Genomic DNA, 21,263 nt, shown 5'->3' with positions numbered 1-21,263 from the left:
GTTGCGGGTGCAAAGATACACAACTATTACTTATCTACAACTATCTTTTTTAACCTTTTTTTAAATTATTTCTTAATATCATAATTATCAATCTTTTAATCATTCATAAAATCGAAAGTCTTGCTCATTAACAGGGAATAACAACCATTTTACACACTTAATGGCTAAGTATTGAAATTAATTTAGCATTACGGTTATTATCATCCTTTTAATACAACCCGCTACTATAATACTATAACTGAATCTATATTTTAAACAAATACCTATCTTAATCATTAGTTGTGTATGTTTTTATTTTTGAGTAAATTAATGCTGTCAAACAAAATTTAACAAAGCATGGAAACTATTAAAAATATTGTAATTTTTGACGGCAGCATAGAAATAAGCAACCCTAACTTACACAAATACGAAAGATCTAAAGCGATTTCAGAAAAGGTTCTCCGCTTTTTAAGGAGTAGAGACACTACGATTATTCAAGAAATCAATCGAGAAAAGGCAATACTATATATAAATAGATATTCTGGAGAATGGAAAATTAAAAACGCTAGTAAAAAACTAATCAATAGAATTTTTGGTTAAGCGTTAATTACACAACTTATATATTTAACAATTTTTACTCCTTATGAGAATTAAAAAATGGTTTTATTCGGATGTATATTTACTTACACCCTATTAATGATACAAACTCATCGTAAAATATATCTATTTTCTATTAAGAGTTGAAAAAAATCACCTATTTTTATTTTCGAAAATTTTTACAAAAAAATTAATCCATTTTATTTGTAAATCGTTTAAACAACTGTAAAAAGAACATTCCAAGTTATGGATCAACTTTCATTTTTTAACAAAACTACAATTGTCTTAACGATTTGTACCTTATACTTTTCTTCTGTAAAAAGTCAGGAAATAGTGATTGATTCTTTAGCAACCAATACTATTGAAGAAGACGTTGTTTCGGCCAGTCAAGACTATTTATTGATTGGAGAAGATATTGAATTTTATGATACTGAATACACTCTTACATGGGGAATACATCCTGTGCCCATATATTACAAACAAGAATATCTGTTACCTGAAGAGGATCTGACAAATTATACTGAAAAAATTCTGATTGAAGCCATTAGTGGTAATTACACTGTAAGCGATGCGCTTAACCTAAAGATACGAGAATTAGAAGAGTTAAAAGCAAAAAACCCTGTTATTGATTATCAAGTATTTAATGACAAAAGGAACAACGAAGTTATTATTGATTTTCTCATTAGTGAAACCAATGGTGTTTTTGAATGGAGTGTCTATCGTTACATTAAGCAAAAAAGGTCTGAACCATTTCTGATTCTATTTGCTTACTCTTATAGAAAATATACAGCTAACAAAGAAGACATTTTCAACTTTTACAGTCACGTAAAAAAGATTCGTAAGAGTATGATCAAAGAAGTTTATAGCATTAGAATCCCTAAAATAAAAAGTAGTGTTTCTAAATAAGAAATACCTGCTGTGCATTTGAAGTAAAACCTGAAATATTTTTTCTATCAAAAAACTCTCGAACGGACACTTTTTCTTATTTATACACAGCATCTATATTGAGAATTTTCCCTTTTTAAAAACTTATCATCATTTTTCTTTCAAATATTGCTTGCCCATAAAATTGGTAACGACTGTTACAAAAACCACAATAGTGATAGAACTTAAAGGCATTAATATAGCAGCAATTAAAGGTGTTAACAATCCTGAAATTGCAAAATACAATCCCACAACGTTGTACAGAATAGATAGAACAAAACTGACTTTTACTACCGATAAACTTTGTTTACACAATCTTATAAAATTTGGCAATTGTATTAATTTTTTAGCATCAATGATAGCATCACTTGCCGGGGAAAAAACATTGATGTCTTCAGCCACTGCAATTCCTACTTGAGCTTGTAACAAAGCACCTGCATCGTTAAGCCCATCACCTACCATCATTACGGACTCCTTATTATCTTGACTTATTTTGATACGATTCAACTTATCTTGAGGAGATTGATGAAAATAAAACCCCGAAGCTTTAGATAAATTCTCGCTTAAAAAAACCAATTCTCCATCGTTATCCCCAGACAAAACATGAACCTGATATTTTTTAGACAAATTCTGCAAAGTCTTAAAAATATTAGTTCGGTAAGAGTTATTGAACCTAAAATATCCTTTTACTTTTTGATTGACACAAACATACACCCTACTTTCTCTTGGATCACTTTCATTAGCTTGGACAAATGCTGCTGAACCGACTTTTATTTCTACACCTTCAAACTTACCTTGCAACCCATTCCCCTCTATTTCTTTGAAACTCTCAATCTCTACAACAGAAGCTTTTATTTTTTTATACAAAGTTCTACTCAAAGGATGATTGGAATTTTTAACCAATGACTTGACCATTGATAATTCTATTTCTGTAAGAACTTCTCCCACATAATCAAAATTGTGCTGATTTCTAGTGGTCAATGTCCCCGTTTTATCAAAATACAAGGTTTGTATATTTGCTATTTCTTCAATAACAGAGCTATCTTTCAAATAAAATCCTTTTTTACCCAAAATTCGCAACACATTCCCCAAAGTAAAAGGTGCTGATAAAGCCAAAGCACAAGGACATGCAACAATTAGAATAGAAGACACCACATTTACAATTTGAGTTTTATCTACAAAAAACCAAAAAATAGTAGCAACCAACATTATCAACAAAAGTCCCCAAGTAAAATATTGACTTACAGCATCGGTAATATGAGTCAACCCTGATGTTTGGTGATAAGAATTTTGACTCCATAACTTGGTTAAATAACTCTGATCTACTGTTTTGGTAACCTCTATAGTAATGGTTTCTCCCTGGTGTTTTCCTCCTGCAAAAACCTTGTCCCCAGATTGTTTGGAAATTAAATTAGACTCGCCAGTTACAAAACTATAATCTAGCAATGGTTTTCCTTTGAGTACAATTCCATCCGTAGGAACAATCTCTTGGTTTCGGATACACAGCACATCGTTTACATTTACTTCATTTACAGGAACAATTACCTCCTTACCATCTACCAAAGTAGTAACCGCTATTGGAAAATAGGATTTGAAATCACGTTCAAAAGACAAAAAATCATATGTCTTTTTTTGAAAGAACTTTCCTATTAATAAGAAAAAAATCAAGCCTGACAAACTATCAAAATAACCTTGCCCTGTAGCAGTAAAATATTCGTAACAACTTCTTACAAACAACACAACAATTCCCATACTGATAGGAACATCTATATTAAGTATTTTCTTTTTCAACCCTTTGTACGCGGAAATTAGATAGTCATTACCTGCATAAAAAACTACTGGTAAAGAAAATAACAACATTAGAAAAGTAAACAACGGTTGATAATGTTCTAGCCAAACATCCGATTTCCCAAAATAATCAGGAAAAGAAAGAAACATGGTGTTTCCAAAGGCAAAACCCGCCACTGTAAGTTTATAAACACTTGTTTTATCAGTTTTTTGATGTTTTTCACCATCCTCTAAACTGATATAAGGATCGTATCCTATTGTTGCCAGCAACTCTACCAACTGCAACAAAGTAAGCTCATTATTATAAGTAATCTGTACCGTTTTTTTAGAAAAATGTACACGAGAATTGATCACTCTAGTCTCTAACTTTTGCAGATTTTCTAAAACCCAAACACAAGAACTACAATGAATTTTAGGAATATACAACGTTACAATTTGAACACCTTCTTCTTTAAAATCTAGCAATTTATCTACTACTGCCGGATTGGATAAAAAACTATATTTTCCTTGAAAAGCATCAGGACTAGTCCCAGGAGTTTTTTCCAAACTATAATAATCTGTAAGATCATTTGCAGAAAAAATTTCGTAAACCGTTTTACAACCGTTACAACAAAACTGTTTAGCGTCAAACTCCACAAGTTCTACCACAGCATCACCGCAATGATAGCAGGTTGTTTCTTCCATCAATCCTTATTATTATTTTAAACACAAAAATCATCAAAACACACAACTATACCAATGATTATTATCATATAATTTTGTGACATCCTGTAAATTCAAACTCAAATTTTGTAAATTTGTTTTACTATGAACCCTCTAAAAATATTTGCTGTGAGTAGATGTGAACAATGCTTGGTAAAACAATTTAACAACTTAAATGCTTTAAATAAAGAGGAGTTGAAAGACATCTCTGATGCTAAGGATGTTCATGTGTTTAAAAAAGGAGAAATTATTTTTAATGAAGGTAAATTTGTTTCTGGTGTTTACTGTATTAAAGATGGAGTTTGTAAGCTTTCACAATTGAATGCAAATGGAAAAGAGCAAATTGTAAAATTCTCTAAAAAAGGAGATTTGATTGGTTACCATTCTGCCATTACCAACGAAGCAAATACCATAACAGTAACCGCATTGAATGAAGTCTCTGCTTGTTTTATTCCTCAAAGTTTGATTAAAAAACCATTGGAAGAAAACCCTAAGTTTTCTACAGCTATTTTCAAAACAGTTTGTAGTGATTTGAAAGAAGCAAACAATGCCATCACCAATATATCTACCAACACGGTTCACCAACGCATGGCAGATTTGATTTTGTTTTTAAAAGATACTTATGGCGTAACAGAAGATAATACCATTAAAATTCAGCTAAGCAGAAAAGAGATTGCAAGTTCTGTAGGAACTGCTACAGAATCTGCTATTCGTATCTTATCCTCTTTTAAAAAAGACAAAATGATAGAATTAAAGGGGAAATCAATTACTATTTTAGACGAAACCGAATTGCTAAAAATAGCAGAAGGTATGTAATCTGTTTCTGTCTTTTTAAATATTGCGCATTACTTATTGATACACATCAATACTGGAAACCTATTTTCTCAAAAATCCCAAAAACATAAATCCTTAAATTTGAGTAACCTATAAAACACACTTAAATATGGATTCATTAGAAAAAGCAAAACCATTTGCAAAACTAGGATTTACACATTTAGAAACCGCAGAAATTGTATCTGCTCTTAACAAGCTTTTGGCTTCGTATCATGTACATTATCAAAAGTTAAGAAATTTTCATTGGAATGTTGTGGGGCCTGATTTTTTTGAAATCCACGAAAAATTTGAAACACAATACAATATTGTAAAATTAAATATTGATGAAGTAGCAGAACGCATTAGAGTTTTTGGAAAAAAGCCAATAGGCACATTGACTTCTTATTTGGAAACCTCTAAAATTACAGAAATCCACGATCCGTTAACAGCTACAGAAATGGTAAAAGAAATTTTAAACGATTTTGAAATTCTTTTAAATCAAATGAACGATGTTAGTTCTGCTGCCGAAAACATCAAAGATCGAGGCACACAAGACATGATGAACTCTTTTATTAGACAAATGGAAAAAACACATTGGATGTTGACTGCATTTATGAAAACCGAAAAAAGTGTACTCTCTTAATTTTTTTTAATTATTAATTACAACCCTACCTATGGCAATTATTGGAAGTATTATAAAAACTGCAATTGACACTATTGACACGTTAAGTTTTGATTCTAAAACTGCAACTGAACACCAAAAAGATCAATTAAGAAAACTTTTAACCACTGCAAAAGACACTTCTTTTGGAAAATATTACAACTTTCTAGCAATTTTGGATCATGATGACATCATTCAAGAGTATCAAAAAATAGTCCCCATTTTCAACTATGCTAGCATCAACCAAAAATGGTGGAAACAGCAACAAAGCAATCCAGATATTACTTGGCCAGGAAAACCAAATTATTTTGCAAAAAGTAGTGGAACTACAGGTAAAAAAAGCAAACGAATTCCTGTAACTAGTGATTATATTTCATCGGTAAGAAGCGTTGGAGCCTCTATGGTTAAAGACTTGTCTAATTTTGACTTTCCTAGTCATGTATTTGAAAAAGAAATTTTTATGTTGAGTAGTTCTGCCAAACTAAAAAAACACAAACGGGGTTTTAGAGAAGGTGAAATAAGCGGAATTAACGTAAGTAATTTTCCAGATTGGTACGATACCTTTTACAGACCAGGAAAAGAAATAGCAGCTATTGATGATTGGGAAGAAAGAAAAGCAAGAATAGCAGAAGAAGCTCCTAATTGGGATATTGGTGCTATTGCTGGAATTCCCTCGTGGATTTTAGAAGTTCTAAAAGCTATTATAGAAAAAAACGGATTGAATAACATTCATGAAATTTGGCCAGACTTTACTATATACTCTAGCGGTGGTGTGGCTTTTGAAACCTATAGAAGTTCTTTTGAAAAAGTTTGCGGAAAAGAAATAACCGTTCTAGATACTTATTTAGCTTCTGAAGGATTTTTTGCATACACTGCAAGACCAGATACCATGAGCATGAAGTTGGCTTTGAATCATGATATTTTTTATGAGTTTGTTCCTTTCAACAGTGATGGATTTGACGAAACAGGAAACATCTTAAAAAAACCAAAAGTAGTATCTATAGAAGATGTTGAAAAAAATATAGAATATGCACTTTTGGTAAGTACTAGTTCTGGAACTTGGAGATATATGGTTGGAGACACTATTGAGTTTACAGATATTGAAAATCATGAAATTAAAATTACAGGTCGCACAAAGTTCTTTTTAAACGTAGTGGGATCTCAGCTTTCCGAAGAAAAATTAGACAAAGCAATTTTAGAAGCTTCTAAAGAGTTTGATGTAGAAATTAACGAATATACTGTGGGAGCTATCCAAGAAAATGAAGATTTTTATCACCAATGGATTTTGGTTACCGACCAAGAATTGGACGAAAAAAAATGTACTGATTTTATGGATAAAAAATTAAAAGAAGCTAACAAAAACTATAAAGTAGCAAGACAAAAAGCTCTTAGTGGTGTAAAACTAATAAAAATAAGTAAAGAGAAATACCACGAATATTTAAAATCTGAAAAGAAAAATGGTGGACAAATAAAAACTCCAAAAGTAATGAAGGAAGAAAAACTGAGAGCCTATCTGAAATTTCTAAACTCTTAAAAAATCCAAACACTGTTCTAAAAATTCAAGAATTTGAGGAACAGTGTTTATTCATGAAACATTTTAGATAATGTTACATCCTCATCCTCTTCTATATAATCTTCTACATCTTTTATAGACAAATAATACTGATTGATATTGATCAGATACTGTTCTGAGAAAATATCACTCAAAAGAATGTATCGTTTGGTTTTTAGTAGCTGTTTTTTAAATCCTTTTTTTAGTGCAATATAATCTGCCGTATGTTCTACTTTTTTCTTAAACGATTTGCTAATAACATATTTAATAGCATACCACAGCATTCCCATATTAGAATGTTGTTCATAATCTGAAACATGTCCCAATTCATGGGCAAACCAACCTTGTAAAACTCCAGAAGGCACACTGCTTAATTTGATATCGGTGTCTTTTAAAGATTCACCAACCACAATTTTATACTCCTTTACTCCTCTTATCAAATTAGAAAAACTTATAACAGGTTGAGCTTTCATGGTAGTTGCTCCTATATTTTTCTGATAAACATTAATTTTATATTTGTGTAGCTGATTGTATTTTTTAAAAACTGTGATAAAATTTTCCTTGATTATATCACTTTCTATGTTGTGAAAATTTACTTGCATCTTATTGCTATTTTCATCTTTTGAATTCCCATACTGAGAAAACATGACTAATGATAAAACTATTATACTTATTATGAAGTTCTTTCTTTTTAAGAATCTCATTGTGTAGCAGTGGTTTTGGGTTTTCGAAAAGTAGTTTCTTTCAGATTATTAACAATAATAAATAGTATTGCTGCTAAAGGTAGCGCAACAATCATACCTACAATTCCCCACAACTGCTCTCCAATCAATAAAACAATAATTGCTAACAAAGGGTTCAAGTTAATTTTATCACCAATAATTTTAGGAGTGATAAAATTCCCCTCAATAAACTGAATAACTGCAAACAGAATAGAAATATAAATCAATTGTGGTACCGATCCATTGATTACAAACGAAACAAACAAAACCAAAAAACTACCAATGGTGATTCCTATGTAAGGAATAATTCCTAAAAAGGCAACCATAAATCCTAAAACAAAAGAATAAGGAACACCCAAAATTAACAACCCAATGGAGTTTGCAAATCCTAAAATAAGCATCACCAAAAACAATCCTTTCAAATAATTTTGCACCAAAGTAGTTACTTCATCAAATACAGGTTTGTACTTAATTTGCATAGGTTGAAACAATCTTTTCAAAAAGTCTTTAATTTTTTCTTTGTATAATAAAATAAGAAAAATATACAAAGGAACAAATGTAATATAAGAAATCAAACCGCCTACATTACCGAACAAAGAGAACAAAACAGAGGAGCCAGAACTGATGAGTTGCTCTTTGTTTTCTTCAGTAGCTTGTAAAACATCTATATTTTTAATTCCTAACAATCCTTCAAAATAATCTTCAATTTTATTTAACAAGGCTAGAATTTTATCACTGATATTTGGATAGTTGTCATAAAAATCTGCCACTTGAGAACTAATCAACATAAGAACTAGTGTTAAAAAAGCAATCAATAAAACAGTGACAACAGTTACTGATAAAAAATTTGATTTTAAAACTGATTTTACTTTTGACAATACAGAACTCAATGCCAAACTAATCAACAATGCAATGGTTAAAGGAGCTAAAACAAACTTACATTTTACAATAGCATACACACAAAGTGTAGCAAAAATTAGTATGTAAGTAGCGTATTGTAAGTATGTAAGTTTAATAAATTTCATCTATTTGTTTTTTGTTGAAACTACAAACTTTTAAATTGTCGTCTCGCAACATTTGATTATTTTACAAAATGAACAATGATACTACTAAAAGCAGTACCATTGTTCTATTCTTCTTCTCCATTGTTCCTTAAAAACACTTCTTTCCATTGACTTGTATTGATGTCCAAAGTTCTGATTGGAAATGGAATTCCAATATTATTTTCATCAAAAGCTTTTTTCAGTGCGATGATAGCATCGTTTCTTGCTTTTAAAAAACCTGGTTGGTCGTTGGCATCAATCCAAAAATATAATGTGAAATTTATAGAGCTACCAGCATATTCATTAAAAAAAATATCTACTCCTCTAGATTCGTTTACAAAATCTAAAGCACTAATCGTAGACTCACCTACTTTGATTACTTTTTCTAAATCGGAATCGTAAGCAACACCACAGTTGATTTCAATTCTTCTGTTAGGTAAAGATGAATAATTTCTAATTTTATTTTGAAAAACATCTTTATTAGGAATGATTACCTCTTGTCCGTTAAAAGAGTGCATCAAAATATTTCTTAAATTGATTTGTTTTACGATTCCCATTTCATCTGCAGTTTCAATAACGTCTCCTATTCTAAAAGGTTTTCTAACAGCCATAAAGACTCCAGAAATAAAATTAGTTGCAGAATCTTGAAAAGCAAAACTCAATGCCAATCCAATTACCCCAGCCCCCGCCAACAAAGACGTTACAGCTTTGTCTAACTTTAACACACTGAGTGCTACAAAAATACCTATGGATAAAACTATTAGGAAAGAAATTGTACCTAATAAGTTGGTCAATGCTTGGTTGTGACTTATTTTTTTAGCTGCTTTTTGAACTAAAAGTCGAACTAATTTAGCTATAAAATAGAAAAGAATTAACAACACAATACACAGTACTATGTTGGGTAACATTGATATTAATGCTTCTGTCCAAGACAGTAATTTATCTTTTACTATTTCATAGGATCTACTAATGTTGAAAATTCCCATGTTTCTTTTTCTTCTTTTATGATTGCTTGAATTGGAACTCCTTTTACAGGCATTGCCAATGGATTATCTACTAGAAAAACATCTCCACCTCTTTGGTAAGTTGTAATTGCAGCAAAATTAATTAAAGACATGTTGGTGCTATTCATCTCATTGTCTATGATCGTTGTTTGATTGATTTCATCATACACACCAAAAACATCGTCACTTGCAGAAACATAAAGTCTTTCTATTTTTCCTTGCATAGCTAGAGGTATAACTTTTTCCAATCTATTTGTAGTTACATCCTTATCTAACATGACTTTTTTAATTTTTAAAGTATCTTCTAACAATTTGTCTGAAGATGCTTTTTTAATCAATGGCAACAGATAATAATTTGTTGTAATATACATACAACTATCAATTTCTGTATTTATCAAATAACTCTGTATGCTGTTTTCATTGATAAAGATAACGAATGTTTTTGACTGTTCTAAACTATAGGCATTCCATATAGAATCATTATTTGCTATATATTCTAAAGGGTTAAGGATATTTTGCGCAGAACTATTAGGAACTCCATCTTGCAATAACCTTTGTTCTACTTCATGTATTTGAAAAATAAAATTTTCTCTAGATACTTTTATATGAGAGAGTATAGGACAATAAATAGAAACACAGTTAAAATCTGTAGTTTGAGCCAAATCTTTAAAATCTTCTTTGGATAAATCCGTTTTAAATTTAAGCATAATTGTTCATTTATTGAGTTGTTAATCAACTATAAAGTTCGCTATATAACACGCTAGCTATATTGACCTGAATCAATTAAAACTCATGATTATTATCAACTTAAAAAAACAAAAACAAGAGACTATCTGATTTCTCAAACAAGCTCTTGTTTTATTAAACAACCTGTAATATAAACACACTTACAGGAATTATTTTTATAATGTTTTTTTAATTTAGAATTTCATATTCAACTTCATTAATCTTATATTTTTTTTATAACAAGACTACCATATCAGATCCATTTTTTGCAGCTTGTCTCTATCAATTAAAATAATTTTCTTTCCTTCTGTTTTGATAATTTTACTGTTTTTGAATTCCGTTAACGTTCTTGTCAAACTCTCTTTAGTAGTTCCCGTTAATTTAGCTAAATCTGTTCTTAACAAACTAATTTCATCTGTATTTGCCAACAACTCCTGAAGTTTTTTTGAAACTCTTTTTCTTACAGAACTATAAGCCATCAACATTAAATCTTCTTCTTTGGAGCTTAATGTTTTTGATATGATGTTCATGAATTGTTGCGCTACTTCTCTATTGTTATATATCAATGCTAAAAAATCTTTTTTAGAAATCTTAGTCAATACAGTATTTTCCAGAGCTTCGGCAATTTCTTCGTGTGTTCTATCTTCAAAAATAGCCTGAAAACCAAAAAACTGTCCTTCACTATAAACAGCTGTTATGTATTCTTTACCATCATCATTAAACTTATAAGTTTTAACACTTCCTTTTTCTATATAATATACAAAATGAACATGTTCTCCTTCTTTGTAAATAAACTCTTTAGAAGCATAGTTAAAAACATGCGAGTCATCTTTTACATCTTCTAAAGTAATGACCTTTTTAGCTTCGTCTAAAAAAGCGTGAACATCGCCACTATTAGCACCGTAATGTTTTTTAAGTAACTCGTTTTTTTTTAACCTATTTTCTATAACTCTAATTAATTCTGTGCTTTCAAAAGGCTTGAACAAATAATCATCTGCCCCCAATTCCATTCCTTTTCTTAAATCTGCTTTTTCAGATTTAGCTGTTAAAAACACAAAAGGGATAATTGCCGTTTCTGGTTTTTGGCTTAAAATATATAGTACTCCATACCCATCTAATTCAGGCATCATAACATCGCAAATAATAAGATCTGGTAAAAAAGATTTTGTTTTTTCAATACCCACCATTCCATTTTCAGCAACCTCAACCTCATAGCCTGCCAATTCAATTAGTTCTGAAATATTCTCTCGCATTATCAGATCATCCTCTATTAACAATATTTTTTTCATCATTGGTTTAATTTTTTTTCATGTTGAATTTTTATTTTTTAAGAATTTTAACTGTAAAAACAGTTCCAACACCTTCTTTACTTTCAAAAGATATATTACCATTCATCAATGTAACATATTTTCTAACTATATTCAGTCCAAGACCAGTACCTTGTAAGTTTGTTGCATTTTTGGCTCTAAAGAATCTTCTAAACAAATTATTTTGATCTTCTGGTGGAATTCCCATTCCCTCATCTCTTACCGAAATCTGAATTTCACGATCGTTCACGAATGATAAAACCTCCACGTTTTTACCCGCTGGCGTATATTTAATGGCATTAGACAAAAGATTGTTCATCACATGCCTTAAAATATTTTTATCCAAATGAACTCTTGATTGATTTGTCTTAAATTCAAAGTTGATTACCTGATCTTTTTTTAACAAAGGAACAAACTCGTCAATAAAGTTTTGCAATGTTTCTTTCAAATCAAATTCTTCTTCATTGTAGTCTATTCTCCCCTCTTCTAATTGCCCTAATGATAAAAATTGATTTAAAGTTCCTGTTAATGTTTTTATAGAGGTTTTGATTTTAAGAATATGGGATTCTACTTTAGACTTGTGCACAAATTGACTCCACAAATCTTCATCAACTTTAAGATAACGCTCTATCAAATCTATAGAAGATAAAATTCCAGCTAAAGGTGTTCTAAACTCATGAGATGCTGTTGTTATAAACCTTGATTTCATGTCGTTTAACTCCTGCTTACCTTCTAATCTATCTATACTTTCTATTTTGTCATGCTTTTGTAAATCCAATTCTTCTTCTACATTTTTACGTTCTGTAATATCTCTTATAACGCAAATTGTATATTTTTCAGAATCTTCCTCAGAAATAAAATTTTGGTTGCAATCCAATTCCAAAACTCTCAATTCTCCTGTATCCGAAAAACAATTATACTCAAATTGTTTGTACTTTCTAGTTTCAAAATTCTGACATTTTTCAAAATATCTTTCAAATTTAAATTTACATGCTACCGGCAGTAAATCACTTAATTCTTTATCTCTTAAATTTGTTGTTTGTTTCAACAACTGTAAACTTGACTTATTATAGTCCACTATTATTCCCTCATGGTTGGTTAACAAAACGCCATGAAAAACACTATTAAGAACCGATGCAAGTTTACCACTGTAGATGTGATTTTCAATCATAAATTATGCCGTATAGATATTTCATCAAATATAATTATAATAAAGCTTGATTTCTATTGTAATCCTTAAAATTGACCAAGATCAATTTTAAACAAAAAACACATCAACTCAAAAAGACTACTTAAGGCCTAACTTTACATAATATATAAGCATTACAATGCAAATTGTAACATTGTTAAGTAGAACTCTATGATGAAAAATAACCTCTTAACAATTACATTAAAAGATGGTATTTATACCTTTATTATTCCAACTATATTAAGTTCTGAATTACATATAAATATAATAAAAAATATTACCATTTATTAATTTAAATCATTTTAATGCTTAGTGTTTCTCATATAAATTTATAACGTTGCAATGCAACAATTAAGAATTATTGAAACCATACTTTTAATTAACAATTATAAAATCAATCAAAAATGAAAAAAAGACTTGCAATTAGCGCTATCCTTTTAGCCATGACCGCCACCGTAATAAGCTGTAAAGAAAAATCTCCTAAAGAAAAAGTAGAAGACGGAATGGAAGAAGTTGGAGAAGGTATAGAAGATGCTGCAGAAGAAACAGGAGATAAGATTAAAGAAGGAGCAGAAGAAGTGGAAGACGAAATAGATGATGCTACTGATGCTAAATAATATTTTTTAAGTTGAATATATCTAAGGGTTATCAAAATTATTTGATAACCCTTTTTTGTTGCTTTCTATTTTTCTATAGCTAATCATTTAATTTGTGTATTTTCGCAACTTCAAAGAAATACACCAAAATGAGTATCCAAAACCATTTAGAAATAGCTGTTAAAAAAGCATTTGTAGAAATTTTTAAAATTGAAATCCCATCTGTTGAATTTCAAGCAACTCGAAAGGAATTTGAAGGAGATATCACCATCGTAGTATTTGCCTTTTTAAAATATGTGAAAGGAAACCCTGTTCAAATTGGAACACAAATTGGAGAATATTTGAAAGAGCATGTAGACTTGGTGACCAATTTTAATGTAGTCAAAGGGTTCTTAAACGTTTCTATCAATCCTAGTTTTTTCTTAGACAGTTTTTACACTATGTATGCTACTAAAAACTACGGAACCTTAGCTCCTACTCCTACTGATAAAGCCGTAATGGTAGAATATTCCTCACCTAACACCAACAAACCCTTGCATCTGGGGCATGTACGTAACAATTTATTAGGTTTTTCTGTGGCAGAAATTATTGCTGCATCTGGAAAAAAAGTATACAAAACTCAAATTATAAACGACCGTGGTATTCATATTTGTAAAAGTATGTTGGCATGGCAAAAATTTGGGAATGGAGAAACTCCAGAAAACACAGGTTTGAAAGGAGATAAATTAGTAGGAAATTATTATGTAGCTTTTGACAAAGCTTACAAAGAAGAAATAAATGTTCTACTAGCTGAAGGAAAAACAGAAGAGGAAGCAAAAAAACAGGCACCTATTTTACTAGAAGCACAAGACATGTTGCGCAAATGGGAAGCTGGTGATGAAGAAGTGGTAAACCTTTGGAAAACCATGAACCAATGGGTATATGATGGGTTTGCTGTTTCTTATAAAAATCTAGGTGTTACTTTTGACAAAAACTATTACGAAAGCAATACATACCTTTTAGGAAAAGATTGTGTGACAGAAGGATTGGAAAAAGGTGTGTTTTATCAAAAAGAAGATGGTTCTGTTTGGATTGACTTGACGGATGAAGGTTTGGATGAAAAATTAGTGTTACGTGGAGATGGAACTTCCGTTTACATTACCCAAGATATTGGAACTGCTATTCAGCGTTTTCAAGAATTCGACATCAATGCATTGACTTATACCGTTGGTAACGAGCAAGATTATCACTTTAAAGTATTGTTTCTAATCTTAAAAAAATTAGGATATTCTTGGGCTGAAAACATGTATCACTTGTCTTACGGAATGGTAGATTTGCCTACGGGTAAAATGAAGTCTAGAGAAGGAACTGTTGTAGATGCTGATGATTTGATGGCAGAAATGGTTAAAACTGCTGGTGAAATTTCTCAAGAATTAGGAAAACTAGAAGGATATTCTACAGAACAAAAAGAAGCATTGTACAAAATTATTGGTATGGGAGCTTTAAAGTATTACATCTTAAAAGTAGATCCTAAAAAACGTATTTTGTTCGACCCTAAAGAATCTATTGACTTTAACGGAAACACAGGACCTTTTATTCAATATACCTATGCAAGAATCCAGTCTATTTTAAGAAAGGCTGATTTTGATTATTCTGAAAAACAAACTATTTCAATTTCTGAAAAAGAATTGTCGGTGATCAAAACATTGCAACAATTTCCAGAAACCATACAATTGGCTGCTAAAAACCACAGTCCAGCTTTGATTGCCAACTACAGTTATGACTTGGTAAAAGAATACAACTCTTTTTATCAAAGTTCTTACATTTTAGGATGTGAAAACAATGCTGTAAAAATATTTAGAACACAATTGTCTGCACAAGTGGGAGAAACTATCAAATCGGCATTCAATCTATTAGGAATTGACGTTCCTGAAAGAATGTAATCTCAAATATTTAATCAATTCAAAACGGATTTACTTTTCTAAATCTTTAAACGTTTCAACCCTTGACTAAAAACATATACATATCACTCCTAAAAGCAGTTGCTAAAATTTGTATTGCAGGAGTGTTTATTGGTTTGTTGCATCATTTAGATGGGTTGGTTGCCCTTATTTTAGCTGCTAAGGTTGTTCATTCTATGTACAGCTTAGGTTTTAAAGATGGTCAAAAATATTGGCTGGTACCTATAGGAATGATACTTACAGGGGTTTTAGGAATTTCTGCAGAAAATTGGGGAATTGAAAATGAATATTGGCAATACCACGATGTAACAACAAAAATGCCTTTGTGGCTCCCTTTTGCTTGGATGCTTGCCTTTAGTTATGTTTACAAATTGGAAAAAGAACTATTTAGGGAACTCAAAAAACCATCTTTAATTACCAAAGCGACCATAACTTTTTTACTCGCATTGATATTTCCTGCTTTTGGAGAAGTTATTACCATCAACTTGGGGGTTTGGACGTATTCTTGGCCTTATCAATTTTTAGGAGTTCCGCTATATGCACTTATCTGTTTGGTGATTTTTCACATGTTTGTAAATATATTTATTTATTTTATTGCTCACAAAGCACAACTAAAAGACCCTGTTTTCAATCCTTAAAAAATGACATATAGCAAGTGTTTATTTCAAAATACAATTGAAAAACCAAACATAAACACTAGCTATCAGCGCTTTAAAAACACTCTTTAATTTTTATACAATTTTCTTCTGTACATATTGATTTCTCTCGGGTTTGTTCTTTTTACTCTAGTCATTAATTACTTAACATTTACATAACATATCTTTTCTAGGGTATTGAAATTTCGCTTTGTCTTAGCATTATATAAAAGGAAAAGTATGATTTCATCTGAAATAGAAAAGTGTATTATAAACTACTTAACAGGCAACGCTACAGCTGTAGAATTGGAATTACTGGAGAGCTGGACTCAAAAAGAAGACAACTTAAATGCATTTAAAGAATACATACAAATGCACCATGCTATTAATAGTAATACGCTAAAAGTAGATGTAAATTCTTTTAAGGAAAAACAATTAAAAGCAATCCAACAAAGTAAAAAATCGACCTTAAAACTAAGGTATCTAAATACTTTAAAATATGCTGCTATTTTAATTATTGCTATGGGTTCTAGTTATTTCTTTTATCAGAAAACATTTGACAATACAACAGATTTTTCTGCAAGTGTAAATCAAATTACACTTCAATTGGAAAACGGAACTGTAGAAATCATCAGTGAGAATAATCAAAAAGAAATTTTAGATGTTCAAGGAAACGTAATTGGAACACAGCAAAACAACAAAATTGTATACCATACTAAAAACACAACAGAGCAAGCTGTTTATAACACATTGACTGTTCCTTATGGAAAACAGTTTGAGTTGGTATTGTCTGATGGAACCAAAGTAAATCTAAACTCAGGATCATCTATAAAATATCCTGTACAATTTGCTGCCAATGAAAACCGAGAAGTAAGTTTGAATGGAGAAGCTTATTTTGACGTAGCCAAAAATCCTGAAAATCCTTTTATTGTAAATGCAAATAAATTAAAAGTAAGAGTATTAGGAACGCAATTTAACCTTTCTGCGTATCCTGAAGAATCTACTATTTCTACTGTTTTGGTAGAAGGTTTGGTTGGTTTGTACGATGACAACCACTACAATTCTGAAACAGCTACGTTAATTACACCTGGATTTAAAGGAAGTTACAACGAAAGTGATCGTACAATTTTAAAAGAAAAAGTAGACACTCGCATTTATACTAGTTGGATAAATGGTCAACTTATTTTTAGAAATATTCCTTTTAAAAATATTATCAAAAAATTAGAACGCAACTACAATGTTCAAATAACCAATAACAACACTGTATTAAACGAGCAGTTCTTTAATGCGAATTTTGATGCCCACGAAGAAATATCTACAATTCTAAACACCTTTCAAAAAAGCTTTGACTTTAATTATACAATTCATCAAAATCAAATAAGTATTAACTAATAAACTGGAAAAATCAACAATGAATTAAACAAAAGTATCAAGTATTAAAACAAAAAATGGAAGATGCTGGAACATCCTCCACTTAAAAAAAAGTGAGATTGAAATCTCATCCTTACAACTAACACAAAAATATGAAAAATTTTACAAAAATGAAGAGTAAGTCGCTATACTCTCTTAAAATTAATTTAACATTAATTTGTCTCGTTATTAACTTGTTTAATCTACAAGCTATTAATAACAGTCAGAACACTAAGATTACATTAAATCTTAGCAAGGTTACTCTAGAAAAAGTACTTAATGAAATTGAGTACCGAACAGAGTATAGATTCTTATATAATATTAAGGATTTAGACCTGAAAAAAATTGTCTCTATAAAAGTAAAAGAAGAAAAAATTGAAACTATTCTTACTCAACTTTTTAAAGACACCAGAAATACTTTTGAGATTGCAGACAAGCATATCATTATAAAAGTAGCTCCAATTACAGTGCAAAAAAAGCCACAACAATCCAACCAATCCGTAGAAATAACAGGGTCTGTGAAAGATGTAGAAGGCATGTCATTACCCGGAGTAAACATCACATTAAAAGGAACCAACAAAGGTGTATTGTCTAACTTTGATGGTGTATTTACAATTACAGTACCTAACAGCCAATCTATTTTGGTATTCTCTTACACAGGTATGCAAGACAAAGAAATATTAGTAGGTAACAAAAACACATTAAACGTAGTTTTAGAACCTTCTATAGAAAACATGAACGAAGTAGTTGTAACTGCTTTGGGAATGAAAAGAGAGAAAAAAGCATTGGGGTATGCTGTTGGAGAAATCAACAGTGAAAAAATAAATCTTGTTCCTCAAGAAAATGTTTTAGGAGGTTTGTCTAGTAAAATTTCTGGTTTAGACATTCGTCGTGGAGGAAATGATTTGAACAACGAAACCTACGTATACATTAGAGGTAAAACTTCTTTAACCGGAAACGATCAACCACTTGTTGTTATTGATGGTTCACCTGTTGGAGACACCAATGTAATGGGAGATATTAGTGCCATGGATATAGAGAACATCTCTGTATTAAAAGGAGCAAGTGCAGCAGCTCTTTATGGTTCTAGAGCTGGTAACGGAGTTATTTTAATTACAACAAAATCTGGAAAAAATACGACAAAAGGAATTGGAGTTTCTTTTAATACCACCACAACTTTTAATGCACCTTATAAATATGTAGAACTTCAAAATAGATTTACAAACGGGCAAAAAGGACAATTTAACGAAGCTACTTGGCAGCACTGGTACGGAGCAGAAGAAGGTACTTCTGCAGTGCAATGGAATAGCAATGGAGAGGCAGTACCATTAGAGTTTTATGACAATAGTTTAGAAGATTATTTTAAAACAGGTGTTACGACCATTAACGACATAAGTGTTTCTGGAGCCTATGACAAAGGAAACTTTCGCTTGTCTTTATCTCATTTAAAAGGAGAAGGATTTACGCCAGGTACAGAGTTGCAAAAATTAGGAGTTAATTTAACTACTAGTTTTAAAATTACAGACAAAGTAACCGTATCTACCAACATCAATCTTTCCAATCCTAATTCTGATAACTATCCTATCAATTCCTTAGGGGGTGATGATCAATATTTTGACATTTACAACATTGCTCCTCACATCAATGTTAATGATTTAAAAGATTACTGGGAAGTTAACAATGCACAACAACGTAAGGTTACAGAAGGATACAACAATCCTTGGTTTTCTGCTAACGAAAGAATTAACAAATTTGACAAAGTTAGAGGCTTTGGAAACATCAAATTAGACTGGGAAATCAATGATGATTTAAATGCCATGGCAAGAATATCTAACAGTAGTAACAGTAACAGAACAGAAATTATTAGACCTTGGTCTTATGATGGTTTTGGAACAAGTAAACCTTTTGGATCTTACAACATTAGTGAAACTAACAACAGAGAAACCAACATAGACGTACTTCTTTCTTACAAAAAACAATTAGGAGATTTTAGAATAGATCCTTCTCTTGGAGGAAATATTTTAAACACCTTAAATACATCCATTAATTCTGGAGGTGATAACTTAGCATTACCTGGACTTTATACGCTATCAAATGTAGAAAGAGGTGGATTGTCTTACAACAGCGCTAGTTATAAAAAAGCAATTTACAGTGTTTACGGAATGCTATCTCTTAGTTATAAAAACTTTGCTTTTGTAGACATTACTGCTCGTAACGATTGGTCTAGTACATTGCCAAAAGAGAATAGATCTTATTTTTATCCTTCTGTTTCTACAAGTGTATTAATTTCTGAATTTGTAGACATGCCACAATGGGTTTCTTTGTTTAAAGTAAGGTCTAGTTGGGCACAAGTAGGTAAAGATACTTCTCCTTATTTAATCAACCCTACCCTATCTCAAGGATATTGGGGAGATGATTTTACGTACTCACTACCTAGCAGTATGCCTAACACCAATTTAAAACCAGAAATTGCCACTTCTTACGAGTTTGGTACCGATGTTAAATTGTTTCACGGTCGTTTAGGTTTTGATGCTACTTACTACAAAACGCAAAACAAAAATCAAATATTAAATGTGGCTGTATCTCCATTAACAGGTTATACAAGTACAACTATTAATGCTGGTAATGTAGAAAATTACGGGGTTGAATTAGGTGTAAATATCATTCCTATAAAAACACAAGATTTTGAATGGAACATGGATCTGAATTTCACCAAACAAGAAAGCAAATTAGTAGCCTTGGTTGATGGTATTGACAGAGTTAGTTTTGGTGGAGGAACCGATATGGGATCTTTTACAAAAGTTGGTGGTATTATTGGAGATTTATATGCTCCTTACGTAAGAAAAGTTGAAGAAGGAGAATACAAAGGTTGGAATTTATTAGATGCCAACGGTAGATGGGATGTTGATAGAACTACAGAAAACCAAAAGAAAGTTGGAAACTCTAACAACGATTTTGCTGTAGGTTTAAACACTTCTATTACCTATAAAAACTTTACATTATCTGCTAGTTTTGACTGGAGACAAGGGGGAGATTATTTCTCAGAATCTATGAAAAGAATGGCTCGTTCTGGTAAAATAGAAAGCTGGAACAATGGAATTAGTACAAGTACATTTACAGGAGTTTTAAATGCCAATTCTTTTGGTGGAGATAGAACAGCACTTGCTAATGAAATAAAATCAAACCCTACTTATAGAGATAACAATGTTTGGGTTGGAGGTAGAAACCAAGACTTAGGTGGTTTTGAATACAACGGAAACTTCAACGGAGCTTTCTTTCCGGGAGTTATAGACAACGGAGACGGAACCTATACTGAAAACTTTGGGGCTGAAGGAACTCAATTTTTTGATGCTTACAGAGTGGTAGAATCTAGTGGTAGTTTCTGGAGAACTGGAGAAACTTTTATGTACGATGCTTCATTTGTAAAACTAAGAGATATTACGCTTACTTATAAATTTTCAGATCAAATAGCAGAATATATTTCGGCTGAAAACATTTCACTTTCTGTGTATGCAAAGAACATCATGTTATGGACAAAAGCCAATATTGGTATCGATCCAGAAACAGCTTATGATGAAGGAAGTCAAGGTTTTGATAAGTGGAATCTTGCTCCATGGACCATACCAATGGGATTCCGAGTAAATGTTAGTTTTTAATTAATAAATAAGAAACAAA

General features: G+C 31.0%; 17 protein-coding genes. 10 read left to right on the top strand and 7 right to left on the bottom strand.

Annotation, left to right across the window (positions count from 1 at the left end):
- The first annotated feature begins 336 nt into the window (after positions 1 to 336).
- Positions 337 to 579 carry a hypothetical protein gene (locus tag Q4548_RS13045; protein ID WP_303455740.1) on the top strand — a complete coding sequence of 81 codons (243 nt, stop codon included), beginning with the start codon at positions 337 to 339 and terminating at the stop codon, positions 577 to 579.
- A 243-nt stretch (positions 580 to 822) separates the two neighbouring features.
- Positions 823 to 1,482, top strand: a complete 660-nt coding sequence (locus tag Q4548_RS13040) for a hypothetical protein (protein WP_303455738.1) — start codon at positions 823 to 825, stop codon at positions 1,480 to 1,482.
- A gap of 129 nt (positions 1,483 to 1,611) precedes the next feature.
- On the opposite strand, the gene Q4548_RS13035 is transcribed toward Q4548_RS13040, so the two are convergent.
- Entirely contained in the window at positions 1,612 to 3,972 is a 2,361-nt protein-coding gene (locus Q4548_RS13035) for a heavy metal translocating P-type ATPase metal-binding domain-containing protein (protein WP_303455736.1), read from the bottom strand.
- A gap of 147 nt (positions 3,973 to 4,119) precedes the next feature.
- Here Q4548_RS13035 and Q4548_RS13030 point away from each other — a divergent pair, with 147 nt between their 5' ends.
- The 3 genes from Q4548_RS13030 to Q4548_RS13020 all read left to right on the top strand — a co-directional run bounded on the left by Q4548_RS13030 (position 4,120) and on the right by Q4548_RS13020 (position 6,998).
- A complete protein-coding gene (locus tag Q4548_RS13030; RefSeq protein WP_303455734.1) occupies positions 4,120 to 4,806 on the top strand; it encodes a Crp/Fnr family transcriptional regulator in 687 nt (228 codons plus the stop codon).
- A 127-nt stretch (positions 4,807 to 4,933) separates the two neighbouring features.
- A complete protein-coding gene (locus Q4548_RS13025; RefSeq protein WP_303455732.1) occupies positions 4,934 to 5,446 on the top strand; it encodes a Dps family protein in 513 nt (170 codons plus the stop codon).
- 31 nt (positions 5,447 to 5,477) lie between these two features.
- The gene (locus tag Q4548_RS13020; protein ID WP_303455730.1) at positions 5,478 to 6,998 is read left to right on the top strand and encodes a GH3 auxin-responsive promoter family protein; all 1,521 of its coding nucleotides are present in this window, start codon (positions 5,478 to 5,480) and stop codon (positions 6,996 to 6,998) included.
- A 47-nt stretch (positions 6,999 to 7,045) separates the two neighbouring features.
- Here Q4548_RS13020 and Q4548_RS13015 read toward each other — a convergent pair whose 3' ends face one another.
- The 6 genes from Q4548_RS13015 to Q4548_RS12990 all read right to left on the bottom strand — a co-directional run bounded on the left by Q4548_RS13015 (position 7,046) and on the right by Q4548_RS12990 (position 12,989).
- A complete protein-coding gene (locus Q4548_RS13015; RefSeq protein ID WP_303455728.1) occupies positions 7,046 to 7,618 on the bottom strand; it encodes a hypothetical protein in 573 nt (190 codons plus the stop codon).
- A 98-nt stretch (positions 7,619 to 7,716) separates the two neighbouring features.
- Complete coding sequence (locus tag Q4548_RS13010; protein WP_303455726.1) at positions 7,717 to 8,763, bottom strand: AI-2E family transporter; 1,047 nt, start codon at positions 8,761 to 8,763, stop codon at positions 7,717 to 7,719.
- A 104-nt stretch (positions 8,764 to 8,867) separates the two neighbouring features.
- Positions 8,868 to 9,767, bottom strand: coding sequence for a mechanosensitive ion channel family protein (locus tag Q4548_RS13005; RefSeq protein WP_303455725.1), 900 nt, complete (start codon positions 9,765 to 9,767; stop codon positions 8,868 to 8,870).
- Complete coding sequence (locus Q4548_RS13000; RefSeq protein WP_303455724.1) at positions 9,731 to 10,492, bottom strand: hypothetical protein; 762 nt, start codon at positions 10,490 to 10,492, stop codon at positions 9,731 to 9,733. The genes Q4548_RS13005 and Q4548_RS13000 overlap by 37 nt, the downstream gene beginning before the upstream one ends.
- A gap of 264 nt (positions 10,493 to 10,756) precedes the next feature.
- On the bottom strand, positions 10,757 to 11,803 hold the full coding sequence (locus tag Q4548_RS12995; protein ID WP_303455723.1) for a response regulator: 1,047 nt from the start codon (positions 11,801 to 11,803) through the stop codon (positions 10,757 to 10,759).
- 28 nt (positions 11,804 to 11,831) lie between these two features.
- Positions 11,832 to 12,989, bottom strand: a complete 1,158-nt coding sequence (locus tag Q4548_RS12990) for a PAS domain-containing sensor histidine kinase (protein WP_303455721.1) — start codon at positions 12,987 to 12,989, stop codon at positions 11,832 to 11,834.
- A 422-nt stretch (positions 12,990 to 13,411) separates the two neighbouring features.
- Between Q4548_RS12990 and Q4548_RS12985 the strand changes: the two genes are divergently transcribed.
- The 5 genes from Q4548_RS12985 (at position 13,412) to Q4548_RS12965 (ending at position 21,244) form a co-directional block, all read left to right on the top strand.
- On the top strand, positions 13,412 to 13,624 hold the full coding sequence (locus tag Q4548_RS12985) for a hypothetical protein (RefSeq protein ID WP_303455719.1): 213 nt from the start codon (positions 13,412 to 13,414) through the stop codon (positions 13,622 to 13,624).
- 128 nt (positions 13,625 to 13,752) lie between these two features.
- On the top strand, positions 13,753 to 15,525 hold the full coding sequence (gene argS, locus Q4548_RS12980; protein WP_303455718.1) for an arginine--tRNA ligase: 1,773 nt from the start codon (positions 13,753 to 13,755) through the stop codon (positions 15,523 to 15,525).
- A gap of 62 nt (positions 15,526 to 15,587) precedes the next feature.
- Entirely contained in the window at positions 15,588 to 16,181 is a 594-nt protein-coding gene (locus Q4548_RS12975) for a hypothetical protein (protein WP_303455717.1), read from the top strand.
- A gap of 237 nt (positions 16,182 to 16,418) precedes the next feature.
- On the top strand, positions 16,419 to 17,570 hold the full coding sequence (locus Q4548_RS12970; protein WP_303455714.1) for a FecR family protein: 1,152 nt from the start codon (positions 16,419 to 16,421) through the stop codon (positions 17,568 to 17,570).
- Between the two features lie 131 nt (positions 17,571 to 17,701).
- Positions 17,702 to 21,244 carry a SusC/RagA family TonB-linked outer membrane protein gene (locus tag Q4548_RS12965; protein WP_303455712.1) on the top strand — a complete coding sequence of 1,181 codons (3,543 nt, stop codon included), beginning with the start codon at positions 17,702 to 17,704 and terminating at the stop codon, positions 21,242 to 21,244.
- Positions 21,245 to 21,263 lie beyond the last annotated feature (19 nt).

The organism is Wenyingzhuangia sp. 2_MG-2023 (assembly GCF_030548295.1).
Classification (GTDB): domain Bacteria; phylum Bacteroidota; class Bacteroidia; order Flavobacteriales; family Flavobacteriaceae; genus Wenyingzhuangia.
This window is presented reverse-complemented; position numbering and strand designations above follow the sequence as displayed.

Excerpts from the sequence above, each read along its gene's own strand:
- Q4548_RS12985 (WP_303455719.1), top strand. The coding sequence starts at position 13,412 with ATGAAAAAAAGACTTGCAATTAGCGCTATCCTTTTAGCCATGACCGCC.
- Q4548_RS13020 (WP_303455730.1), top strand. The coding sequence starts at position 5,478 with ATGGCAATTATTGGAAGTATTATAAAAACTGCAATTGACACTATTGAC.
- Q4548_RS13000 (WP_303455724.1), bottom strand. The coding sequence starts at position 10,492 with ATGCTTAAATTTAAAACGGATTTATCCAAAGAAGATTTTAAAGATTTG.
- Q4548_RS13035 (WP_303455736.1), bottom strand. The coding sequence starts at position 3,972 with ATGGAAGAAACAACCTGCTATCATTGCGGTGATGCTGTGGTAGAACTT.
- Q4548_RS13005 (WP_303455725.1), bottom strand. The coding sequence starts at position 9,767 with ATGGGAATTTTCAACATTAGTAGATCCTATGAAATAGTAAAAGATAAA.
- Q4548_RS13040 (WP_303455738.1), top strand. The coding sequence starts at position 823 with ATGGATCAACTTTCATTTTTTAACAAAACTACAATTGTCTTAACGATT.
- Q4548_RS13015 (WP_303455728.1), bottom strand. The coding sequence starts at position 7,618 with ATGCAAGTAAATTTTCACAACATAGAAAGTGATATAATCAAGGAAAAT.
- Q4548_RS13010 (WP_303455726.1), bottom strand. The coding sequence starts at position 8,763 with ATGAAATTTATTAAACTTACATACTTACAATACGCTACTTACATACTA.
- Q4548_RS12970 (WP_303455714.1), top strand. The coding sequence starts at position 16,419 with ATGATTTCATCTGAAATAGAAAAGTGTATTATAAACTACTTAACAGGC.
- Q4548_RS13045 (WP_303455740.1), top strand. The coding sequence starts at position 337 with ATGGAAACTATTAAAAATATTGTAATTTTTGACGGCAGCATAGAAATA.
- argS (WP_303455718.1), top strand. The coding sequence starts at position 13,753 with ATGAGTATCCAAAACCATTTAGAAATAGCTGTTAAAAAAGCATTTGTA.
- Q4548_RS13025 (WP_303455732.1), top strand. The coding sequence starts at position 4,934 with ATGGATTCATTAGAAAAAGCAAAACCATTTGCAAAACTAGGATTTACA.
- Q4548_RS12990 (WP_303455721.1), bottom strand. The coding sequence starts at position 12,989 with ATGATTGAAAATCACATCTACAGTGGTAAACTTGCATCGGTTCTTAAT.
- Q4548_RS12965 (WP_303455712.1), top strand. The coding sequence starts at position 17,702 with ATGAAAAATTTTACAAAAATGAAGAGTAAGTCGCTATACTCTCTTAAA.
- Q4548_RS12995 (WP_303455723.1), bottom strand. The coding sequence starts at position 11,803 with ATGATGAAAAAAATATTGTTAATAGAGGATGATCTGATAATGCGAGAG.